Here is a 12,151-nt window from a genome sequence, read left to right on the forward strand (position 1 = left end):
TCAATCAGAGAACCTCGTTTTTTTAGTGATAATCACCGTTTTTATAATGATAGTTTTCTTCTATTTATAACTCTACATGAAATAATCCTATCTCCTGTCATGCCTGCAGTATCTTGCCTGTATCACTAACTCTTCTGTTTTGAACTAAAACATCAAATAAAAATCTTTTTAAGTACTCAGATACATTGCCAGTCAGCACTGCACGGTAAACACAATCACATGATATGTAAGAAAAAAAATGTGATTAAAGTTTTTACAGATATTATTCATATCAATTCACTGATGGTTCTCATTCATAAGGAGCATAATCCTAATCAAATGACGAGTCATCCTTGAAGCATCGGATTGTAAAATACGATATTTTTACGCAGCTACAGAAAATAAGGCATCATATGCATAACCACCTGACCGATAAATTTACTGCCTCAGTACAATCAAAAGGCAGTAATGTTGAAAGCAAAACACCTCTCATGTATTGCTATGGCTGTGATAGAAAATGTTCCATCAATACTCCAGGGCAGAGCAGATCCCAAGACTGCAATGGATTCGAATTCTATATATGGCCAAACAATAACTCTTTCCTTGTTGAAGGTATTCTGCCATATTTTTCTGAGTTAAGTGAGAAATTAATTTTACAACCAGTTGTTATTATCGATTTTAACCATAAAAACATTCGCTATTTTTTATCTGACGAATGGCTTAACAGATTCAAGGGAATGCGGCTAATTCTTGTTGCTGATAAAAAGATGGCTGCAGTTGCTCATTACTGGTTTTATAATGATACAACAGAAACTATTGTCAGTTCAGTAATATTTCACGATGATGCAAAAGATAATATCGAACAAAAAATAAAGAATTCATTTTTGGGAAAGGTAACAAGACCATCAGAGACAAAACCAAGACTTAGTGCAAATGAGTACTCTCTTTTCTCTTCCTTATACAGCGGTGAACTTCCAAAAAAAATCGCTCAGAGAAACGAAACGAGTGTAAAGAATATATATGCTATGAAAATAAGGATAGAGCATAAGCTTGGTATTTCGATCTCACGACTTGTCGGCTAAAGTACTTTTTAAAATATGTTACTGCCGCGCTGTCTTTCTCTGTAAAAACACTTCAACTGGCATTGCATGTGACTATTTTTTAATAGTGCCAATTATGATGCATTCATATATTATATGAATGCATCATAATAAAGTATTCCGTACCACATCATCAGTAAATGATTAACAGTCTAGAAGTCGATGCTTTTATATTAACTGTTTCATCAGAAACTAAAAATATCATATAAATGCTCGCAACGATATTATGTATGTTTATGATGATGTATATTTACGGTGAAAGTGCTTATTCAAATAAACATGATTCAAGATGTTGACAATCGCAAAAAACAGATAACAGCAACAGAACCAAACAAGAAGCCTATCAAAAAAAAGACAAATAACTTCAGGCAGACATATTTATCATTGCAGTAATACAAACTAAAATTGCTCTTCTTTTTAAATGGCTTTCTTCTCATAAAACCGTGCCTTACATCCCTTCTGTCAACAATAAGCAGGCCGCTTTATGCAAGCCGGACTGCTTACATTATATGTTACTAAAACAGATATTTCAGTCCGACCATACCCTTTGTATCACTGTAACCATCAGTGCCTCCCTGCCATGCCACATTCCCCCAGACATTAAGATGGTCACTTATTTTTCCGTCAATACCGGCCTTAATTTCACCTGTATTTCGTGTACCAGAGATATAATCACTGGTTTCATTCATTCTTACACCATAGCGACCGGAATTATGCAACCAGTTTATTTCGACAAAAGGCTCAAATTCCCTGTTATTCCCGTTATCCACAACACTATGACTTGTCATACTGGCTCGCAGACCCACCCTGGTAAGAACATTGCCCGCTCCAAGATTTTCAATATGGGTACCGTTTTTTTCGCGGATATGGTCTGCCTTAACATTTGACCATATGACCTGTGCCTCAGGTTGTAACCAGAATGTTTCCAGAACACCGGAAGCTGTTTCTCTTTCTCCGACATTAATTCTGTAGCCAGATTCAAGAGAGGCAGAGAGCCCTTTCGATTTATAACGCTCAGATGGAAGTTCCTGCCCTGATACATAGTTATTGAACCAGCTATACTGAAGCCAGCTGTCAACATATGGACCTGACTTTTCGCTGTCATTCCCGAACCATGTGCCGTAAATGCCAGTACTGTAACCGTGTATTTCACCACGTGAATAATACCCGGTCAGTCTGGATTTTGAATGACTATGCTGTTGACCATATCCTGCCATCAGTCCGAGATGAAAACGATCGTTGCCAGTACTTGTCCACTGCGCAATATCCCCACCGATCTGTAAAACATAGTAGTTGGATTGAGTTTTACTCTGACGATCTGACATGCCTGAACGACGGTGACCACTGACATGACGCATCCACATACTGGTAACTTTCTGTTCTCCTGTCAGGGCATCGGTATACTGAGTTTCACCCAGACGATCATAAAGTCTGACATTAAACAGTGTATTTGCAGCCTGCATATTTGCAGAATAACTCCCCGTCTCAGGACGATACTCGTGCACTGACCCTGGTTTTACTGGTGGTTCCGGTTTTACTGGTGGTTCCGGTTTTACTGGTGGTTCCGGTTTGGATGGCGGTTGCGGATCAACAGGCTCTCTTATACTGGTTAAATACCAGTTATTTGTGTTTTTCCCGCTGGCTGTACCCTGCTGCAGATGATAATCCCAGGCACCGGCAACAATACGTGAATTCTGGACAAATGTATCAGAAGCATTTGGTGTACCGACTTCAATAAGCTCTATGCCCTCAAGGGTCTGGGCACCGATACCACCAACATTATTAACCACGACCTTCGTGGTACCACTGGCCGTACCAGTAATAATGAGTTTATCTGTTGGGGAACGGTCGTCTCCAAGCGAAGTCCCGAATATAATGGAGGCATCACCTGAACCAGAATAATCTCCATCTATCGTTAAAGTATGAAAACCATTTTCATCCGGATTATAAATCTGAATAGAGGAATTTGTAGCGTTCGTAACATTTCCTGACAGAATGAAGTCATCAGAATATGACTTCAGCAATGAACCATTACTGATGGTTAGTTCAGTGAATGACGATGTCGTTCCGGTATTATTCTCTCTCAATTCCCATTCAGAATTATTATCAAGCCGGATATTTAATACGCTGTCACCATGAATATTCGTTAAGCCTGCGATCTTGCCCTGCTCATTGATATTCATGTTTACATTATTATGGTATGATAAATCTGAGGCATCATTAGCATCAACATCCATTATCCAGGACTGTTCTTTTTGCATGCTCAGGTTTGTTTGCCCACCGGTGAAATTAAAATTCACCAGTCCCTGATTTTTATAAACCTTAAGAAGGGCATCTGTCAGTGATGAAGTTACAAATGCAGCATCCTTAAATAAGGCACTGATACCTGTAGATGCTTTCTGAGTCCCCCAGTCACTCTGCCCGACATTAACAGCATTTCCGTTACTTTTGATAAAAGTGGAACTGCCATCATAATCGGCTTTCAGTGTTGTACCGGATACGGCCAGCTTTATGGCAGAACCAGAAGTATTGGTCATATCAATAGTCATCTGTCCGTGCGACTCCAGATAACCTTGTCCAGTACCCACATTTCTCGATTTACCAAGTTTGATTGCACTATTATCCGTCCCCTTGCCATTCTGTAGTACAACAGATGAATTGCCATTCAGAATAACAGTACTGACTTTAGCCTCGTCGCTGATCCCTTTCCCGGAGACATAGATAGCCTCCTGCCTTCCCCCGTCAAGAGTAATTGATAAATTACCATTCACCCTGACAAGGCCGGCAGGACCTGTACCTGAATCCTTATACGCCCCTTGTATTGATCTGATTGCAGAATTAAGGGTTGTTTCAAGCAAACCTGTTGTGTTTATTTTTTGTGAGATCGTTAAGTTATTTACCTCAGTAGTGACTGAATGCAATGACGTAAAATTATCATTATCTGTTGAAATTCCTGCATCAACCGAAGACCCTGAGATGATACCATACAGGCTACCTCGCCCGAGTATATCACTATTATTATATAAACTATTAATATTAATGTCTGTACCACCTGCCAAAAAATTCGCCTTTCCCCCTGTAAATGCAGATAGTGTTGTATTCGGTGTGTTGCTGGTTATATTAAGATTTAATTTTTTTATTGCGTCAAAATAAACAGTCGATTGGTCATTGCTTGGGTATCGCCAACTGAGACCACCATTCATCGTTATTTCCGATTGACCATCTTTACCACTAACAATAACATCACCACGATCAAACCAGATACCAGATGAGCCATCATTCAGAACGACCTGAGTTGCTGCTGATAAATCACTACAATAAGATAAAATATAAATTGCGCCAAAATAAATGACTATGTTTTTTTTCATCATCAAACTCCAGTTAATCCACAGCAAAGTCTCCCTTGCGCATTATTTAATAATCAATGAGAATAAATATTATTGTATTCATTGGAACCTAGATTGGAATGTTCCTGGTTGTCATTCTTAAAGTTGTGTGTATTATTCTTAATAATTCCAAAAGACAAAAAAGATGCCTGCTATAGCATCGTCAGTGATTGTGGTAGCCACATATCACAACACAATAACTACTGGTATCATTTCTGTTACATCACATTAAATAATAGTACATTAATAATATCAATATAATAAAAAATGAATCACCACGGGTTTAACAGACACATTAGGGTTTTTTAAGGTGGTTTAGAGAAAAGTGCATATGAGCGGTAAACGTTATCCGGAAGAGTTTAAAAATGACACAGTCAGACAGGCTCTTGATCGTGGTCATTCTGCTTCCAGCGTTGCAACTCATTCTGATACCACTACTCACCGTCTTTACGCCTGAATAAAGAAGTATGGGCCCGACTTCTCAACCGACAAAGAAAAGTCAGATACCCGGGCCGGGTCCTCCGGGTCCAGAAGGAACTGAAGCGGGTTTCTGACGAACGGGATATATAAAAAATCGAGAAGGGTAACGAGAGAGGGAGCCACACTATCAGACAGGAAGGTCATTCAGAAGGTGAACCCAAAGCCCAATGAAAATTGCCTATGCCATGTTGCAGAATGACCTGGACAGAAGCGCCTTCATGAAAATGACAAATCTGACTGAATACGATCTGGCACACCTTCAACACTACTCATCGCCTCTCTGAATACCCTGCCAGACCATAAGAGTATATTGTTGTAGCTTTACTGACCACAGAAACTAAACATTTTCATCACGGCCATCAGATCAGGAAGTTAACTGTCCGGAAAGAATAATCAATGTTTCAAACCGGATGTACCGCCTCCTGGCCCTACTGGTAATACGTCCGGTTTAAAAGGGATGGCTGAAGTCACTCAGTCCGCTGATTTCAGGGAAACATCTGAATTGTGCATAACGGGTATTGCCATCAGACAGAACCCATCGGATGATGATCCATGAAGAGTGTATCCGGCTGGTTTTTATCGTTACTGATGATACTGCAGCTGGATTTCGTTTCTCACTTTGTATCGCTTTTTGTGTGTATTGTTTTTATGCTTTCCGCTGAAAGACAGCTTTTTAGGCTGATAATACAGTGTCAGTCCTGCAGCAGAGTAGATCTGAGGATGGAATCCACCACGACAATAAAAACACACTGCTGATGTTTATTCGTGCCTGCCATCGTAGTGCAGGCTTTTTTTTAATAAAGTATTTGCTTTATGGCCTGTCACCACTCCGTTACTGCAGTATGCCAGCGATTCATATCATGATGGTTCATTTCTGTTACTGTCAGGTTAATTATTTTATCACTCTGTCATTTTTTAATACTCATCCTGACTGTTAATGGATTTTTCCTGGTATCAGGTGAACTGTTCCTGTGCAAATGTCATCACGTGAGGATATCGGCGTATATCTTTGGATGCTTATTATATAAACAGAGTACAAACAACAGGCAGTCCGGAGAGGCCAGGAAATATGGCAGGATGAAAAGGTAGATCAGTGGTGAATAAAAGGGTGAGAAAAAGGAACGGAACAGGTGACAGTCACATAGAGTAAATTTATGCTGACCTGACCTGACCTGACCTGACCTGACCTGACCTGACCTGACCTGAGCCAGTGGTATGCAGTTATTATAACATCAGGTGGGATTTATGAATCATTGTTATCGTCTTGTGTGGAATGAGAAAACCCGGTCATGGACAGCGGTTTCGGAAATCGTGAAAACCCGTGGAAAACGTGGCCGGTCAGGAAAAGTATTAAGCATCAGCGGATTAATGGCAGGAGCTGTACTGGTGGTGTCAGCCGGATTACTATTACCCGCAGCAGCGTCAACCACTCCCTGTGGAACCAATGATTGTTCGAATCTGACCTATACACCAGGTACTGCAAATAACGGATTAATGTCATTCGATATTGATGACGGCGGGGTTTATTCCCTGAATGGAACCGTTAATTATTCAGGCTCATCTAGTGTGAATTCGCAGATGATGGATATAATAAAACTCTATAACAATGGTTATGCGGCAGGCTCTGTAGATCCATCTACTATTTTAGGTCTGGGACTTGGCTCAAGAAATGTAGGTATCACGGTATTGGACCCCAATACGAATATTTCCTCGACAGTTAGTACATATGATTCTAGTTCATTTGCTATTTCATTATCCAATCAATCTACTTATAGTATTTTTTCACCGAGTGAACCTGGCAAAATTCCATTTATCGACTCTGGGATTGCCAATGTTTCTGGTGGCAGTATTTTTAATATGAATGTGTCTGGTAGAGTAGGCGATAGTACCGTAAAGGATACAGTGTATATACATATTACGGATGGTGCTGCAAACTGGAGTTCATCAAATACTGTTGTTTTTGCAGATACTTCAAGTGTCTCTACAAATCAACCACCTTTCAATTTGAATTTAACAAAATCGACATTTAATGGAACATTTTCTGTTCCGCTTCAGAACGGGACATCAGTACAACAAACAGTAAATAACCTCTCGGACATGCAGGCTTACAACACATGGCTACAGCAACAATTGAAAAACGGGAATTTGGGGAGTGGGAGTACTGCACAGAACAACTATAACATAGCACTGGCGTTAGCATATACAAACAGCACTTATACGTATGTAGTGACACCCCCTTTAATCCCTGCTGACGACCCTGCGCTATTGCCACTGGGTACGCAAATTGCAATTCTTGCTGATGGCAAAAATGCGACTGGGCACGTTACGGCCAGTGGGTCATTAATAAGCTCATATGCAAGTAATTCATGGCTGCTGAAAGCACAAAATGGTGGTGTAATAATTAATGATGGGAAAATTACGACTGGTCATAGAAGTAATGCAATTACGGCAGATAGTGGTGGGCATGTAATTAACAATGGGGTTGAAACTGTAGGCGGTCAGGGCAGCAGTGCTGACTTGTATACTGATACAGGAACAACGTTTAATAACTACGGCATTATTAATTATAGTTTAGTTTCAGGCACTGGTCTCGGAATGGATATTGAGAATGGGGCGGAAGCCACCAACAATGGTGCAATTAATATTGCATCAGTTGCAATGGTTGGTTCTACTGGTGCTAACACTCAAACTAAAGGTATTATTGTTGGTAATGGAGCAACTTTTATCAACGCTAATGCCCAAGGTAGTGCAAACAATTACGCTGGTGTTATTTACCTTGGACGTAGTGGTTCTGATGACCTCACGGCAGAACCCATTGCTGCAGGTGGATCTGATGTTATGAGGACAGCCGGTAATATTGGTATTCAGGCTAATACCGGCAGCATGGTGGTGAACGATGGCAGCATCATCATCGGTACCGGGATGCAGAACACCAATGCCATTGTTGCCACCGGTACGAACGTGAACGTAACTGTGGGTGCAGACGGGGTCATCACTGATAATGGTAACTATCCTGTAGCGGCAGACTCAGCCCCGCTGCGTAATGCTGCCATTTATAGTAACGCCATCGGTACTGTTGATAATGGCGGGACCATTAACCTGAACGGTGCCAACGGTACCGGCCTGTACGTTTACGGTGGCGGTCTGGCCTCCTCCTCGGGCGTCATCAACGTGGGCCCAAGCCTGCTCTACGCATCCACGGGGCTGCGTAACTATGGTATCTGGTCAACCGGTAACAAATCCACTGCCGGGCTCTCCGGCTACATCAACCTGACCGGTGACGGGGCCGTCGGGGCTTACGCCGAGAACGGTGGCAATGTGAGCATCTCCGGGGCGGGTAATGTGGTGTTCGGTAATGGCACCCATCAACTGGGTTACTACGTTTACGGCCCGACAGCCTCCATCACTAACACCGGCTCTGCCACCCAGGATGTTTCCACGGATGAGTCCGTGCTGTTCCGGGTTGACGGCGGCGCGGCGTTCACCGGCGGCAGCGGGGCAACCTCCACTTTCACGGCTTCCGGTAATGATACTGTTGCGGTGGTGGCGAACGGCAGCGATAAGGCGAGCGGAAAAGTGTCGTCCTTTAACTCCGGCGGTATGACCATCGACCTTACGGGGGATGGTGCCACCGGTGTGCTCGTGCAGGGTGGTGCACAGGGTAAAATCAGCACCAGTGCCACTATTAATATGACCGGTACGGGGGTTATCGCCGGGATTGCGGACGGGCAGGGGTATGACATTAATGGTGTCGCCCTGGGCAGCCCGGTGGCTGGCGTACTGGCGGACGGGACGAAGGATGCGGGTGCCTCCGGGTTCGGGACCGGCACGCTGCTGGTCGCCGGGGCTGCACTGAACTCCGCCCTTGACGGAGTGACGGGGTACATTGCGCGTAACGGTGCGGAGCTCAGTAACTCCGGGAATATTGATTTTTCGGGTAATGGCACCACGGGGCTGCTCGTTGAGGCAGGTTCCCGCGGGGGCAACACCGGCAGTATCACGGTGGGGGCCGGCGGGACGGGTATTCTGGCGCAGGATGCGACCGGAACGCTGGATACGGTGGTGAACACCTCCGGTAACCTGACGCTGAACGGCGGCGACCTGTCGAACCGGACTACCGGGATTATCGCCAGCGGGGCGAAAACCGTGGTCAACATGACGGGCGGCACCATTGCCATGAACGGTACCGGTGCCACCGGGGTGCGGGCCACCGACGGGGCGACCGTGAACCTTTCGGGGACGGCGGTGCCGGCCTTTGGTGGTACAGACCAGATTATGCTGGCCGTGTCCGGGGCCGGCTCCACCATCAATACCGCCGTTCCGGCCGGTACGGTACTGGATGCGTCCGGCGAGCGGTCAACCCTGTTCCGTCTGGAAAACGGTGCAACCATGAGTGGTGACATTCAGGTGGCGGCCAGCGGGAAGGATGCGACTGGGGTGTATGTGACGGATGCGGGTACCTCGATGACCATCGGCGGCGGCAGCGTGCTGGATGTCAGCGGCGACGGCGCCACAGCAGTGCGCTCGACCGGCGGGGGCGCTGCCACCATCGAGAGCGGGGCCAGCGTGACCATTACAGGTAGCGGTGCCACGGCCGGGATTGTGGACGGTAACACCTACGGCCTGGATGGCAGCGTGCAGGCGGAAAACACGGGGGCCACCCTGAACAACGCGGCCACCATCAGTTCATCGGTGGCGGATGCGACAGCGTTTGTGGCGAAAAACAGCGGGACGCTGGACAACAGCGGCGACATTCTGCTCAGCGGGGCGGACTCGCTGGCGGTGAAACTGCTGGGTGGTGAAGTGACGAACAGCGGCAACATTACGGCGAACGGGACAGCCGTGTATGTCGGTGCCGGAGACCAGGGGCAGGACTCCGTGCTCACCAACAGCGGGTCGGTGCTGGCCACTGACGGTCGGGCGGCCGTGGAGCTGGCTGCTGGTGCCCTTAATCTGGTCGGCAGCGGGGTGGGGACTATTGAGGGACAGGGTACGGCACACGGCGTACTGGTCAGTGCCGGGGCGACCGGGCTGAACGTGAAGGATGCACATATCATCGTGAACGCCGCCGGGGCAAGCGGTAACGGGATTGAGAACGCTGCAAACCTGTCAGACCTGAAACTGGACAATACCACCATTGATGTGGCTGACGGTGCCGGTGTGCGGACGTCGGTGACTATTGACAGCACCAACAGCGGAACGATTAACGTCTCAGGTTCGGGCAGTGGGATTGCCTTTGTGAATACTGACGGTTCGGCCACCACCGGTGACCTTGACCTTTCCGGTTCGCAGGGTCTGACCATTAACGTCTCCGGCAGCGGCGGTACCGGGATTAATGCCAACACCTCCGGTACGGTGAACACGGCTGCCACCGTGAACGTAACCGGTGCGGATGGAGGGTCGGCGCTGAAACTGGGCAGCGGGGTGACCTCGGCCACCAACGGCGGCACGCTCACCTCGGCCAGTACCGTTGCCCCGACCGTGGATGCGGCGAATGCGAAGAGCTTCACCAACACGGCCTCCGGGGTCATTACGGCATCGGCTGCCGGGAATGCGGCGCTGGCGATGGCGGCGGACAGTGCGACGGTCACCAACGCCGGTACCATTAACGGTAATGTGGCGATGAACGGCGCATCCGGTACGGTCACCACCACCGGCACCATCAGCGGTGATGTGGTGACCACCTCCGGTGATAACAGCGTCACGGTGGACGGTGGTATCGTGGGCGGCAATATTGCACTAAACGGCAGCGGTACCAACAGCGTGCTGCTGGAGAACGGTGCCACAGCGAATACCGTCAGCGGCTCTGCCGGGAATGACACGGTGACGGTCAGCGGTAACGGCAATACCTTTGCAACCCTGAACGGTGGCAGCGGCACCTCCACCGCTGTCTTTGACGGGGTGACGGCCGGTTACCATCTGGACGGCACCACCTCCGATATCCTGAATTACAACAACGTGAACCTGAAGAACGGCTCGGTGCTCAGTCTTGATAATGGCCATACGCTCGGAGGTAAACCAGCGGGTGGTGCTGCTGTGGATATTGATTCCTCGTCCGTACTGGACGTCCTGGGAACAACAGCCAGAACGCTGGCAAACCAGCTGACCGGGACCGGGACGGTGAAAGTGGATAACGGCGGCGCGGATTTTGACTTTGCCACCACCACCGGCAGTGCTTTCACCGGCACGCTTGACCTGAACAACGCCACTCTGGCGCTGGGCGGGGTGAACACCACGGCCCTGACGAATGCCACCCTGAAGGCGGACACCGGCAGCACCACCACGGTGGCGGACGGGGAACAGGCCATCGGTGGTCTGACCCTGGCCGGCGGCGACCTGGTGTTCAATGCTTCCGCACCGGATGAGAAGGTGGCCACCAGTCACATCACGGCAGGTGCCCTGGACGCGTCAGGTAACGGTACCGTGCACATCACCATTCCTGACCCGTATGTTCCGGGTCAGGAGACGAACACCACCGCCTCGCTGATGACCCAGGACGACGCGAACGTGGGGCTGCAACTGGTCAGTGCCGGTAACGTGACCGGCAGCGGCGGCAACCTGACGCTGAAGGACCAGAACGGCAACACCGTCACGGCGGCCACGCAGGTGGACATTGCCCAGGACGGGAGCGTAGTGGCGAAGGGGACGTATGACTACCGTCTGACCACCACGGGGGCGTCCGGCAGTGATGACGGTCTGTATGTGAACTACGGGCTGAAGGAGCTGGACCTGCAGCAGGGTCAGACCCTGACGCTGGCCGGTGACCCGGGGGCAACAGGGAACGCGGCGGATATGTCAGCCCGTATCACGGGCAGCGGTAATCTGGCGACGAATGCGCCGGCGGGTGAACTGGTGTCGTTGTCGAACAGCGGCAACGACTACACCGGTGACACCACGGTGCTGGGTGGCATGCTGCGTACGGATGCGGACAATGCGCTCGGGAAGACGGCGAAGCTGGATGTGAAAGGGAATGCGACGGCAGACCTGAATAAAACCACCCAGTCGGTGGGCAGCCTGGAGGTTGAGAGTGCCGGCACGCTGGCGCTGAACGACGGCACGCTGAATGTGTCGCAGGGCGGCAGCGTGAAAGGGGAAATGACCGGTGGTGGTCAGCTGAATGTGAACGGCGGCACGCTGACCGTTGACAGTGCAAATAACAGTATGACGGCAGCCACGGATATCGCTTCCGGTGCCACGGTTCTGCTG

Annotated in this window: 2 protein-coding genes and 3 pseudogenes; 4 read left to right on the forward strand and 1 reads right to left on the reverse strand. The window is 48.2% G+C overall.

All coding sequences use genetic code 11. The annotated features are described in order from the left end of the window. Positions 1–392 precede the first annotated feature (392 nt). A complete protein-coding gene (locus tag AOY24_RS21825) occupies positions 393–1,061 on the forward strand; it encodes a hypothetical protein (RefSeq protein ID WP_235507542.1) in 669 nt (222 codons plus the stop codon). A gap of 533 nt (positions 1,062–1,594) precedes the next feature. Here the strand turns inward: AOY24_RS21825 and AOY24_RS21830 are convergent. Next, complete coding sequence (locus tag AOY24_RS21830) at positions 1,595–4,450, reverse strand: autotransporter outer membrane beta-barrel domain-containing protein (RefSeq protein WP_054177369.1); 2,856 nt, start codon at positions 4,448–4,450, stop codon at positions 1,595–1,597. Between the two features lie 346 nt (positions 4,451–4,796). On the opposite strand from AOY24_RS21830, the pseudogene AOY24_RS25470 reads away from it, so the two are divergent. The 3 pseudogenes from AOY24_RS25470 to AOY24_RS21840 all read left to right on the forward strand — a co-directional run. Then, positions 4,797–5,032 (forward strand): annotated as a pseudogene (locus AOY24_RS25470) (transposase); the annotation flags it as partial. Between the two features lie 1,158 nt (positions 5,033–6,190). Continuing rightward, positions 6,191–6,322 (forward strand): annotated as a pseudogene (locus tag AOY24_RS25675) (ESPR domain-containing protein); the annotation flags it as partial. Between the two features lie 1,461 nt (positions 6,323–7,783). Beyond that, a pseudogene (locus AOY24_RS21840) lies at positions 7,784–12,151 on the forward strand (autotransporter outer membrane beta-barrel domain-containing protein); the annotation flags it as partial.

It is taken from the genome of Citrobacter sp. CtB7.12 (assembly GCF_001297795.1).
Taxonomy (GTDB): domain Bacteria; phylum Pseudomonadota; class Gammaproteobacteria; order Enterobacterales; family Enterobacteriaceae; genus Citrobacter_A; species Citrobacter_A amalonaticus.

What these genes read in the sequence shown, in the direction of transcription:
- AOY24_RS21825 (WP_235507542.1), top strand. Translation starts at nt 393, where the DNA reads ATGCATAACCACCTGACCGATAAATTTACTGCCTCAGTACAATCAAAA.
- AOY24_RS21830 (WP_054177369.1), bottom strand. Translation starts at nt 4,450, where the DNA reads ATGATGAAAAAAAACATAGTCATTTATTTTGGCGCAATTTATATTTTA.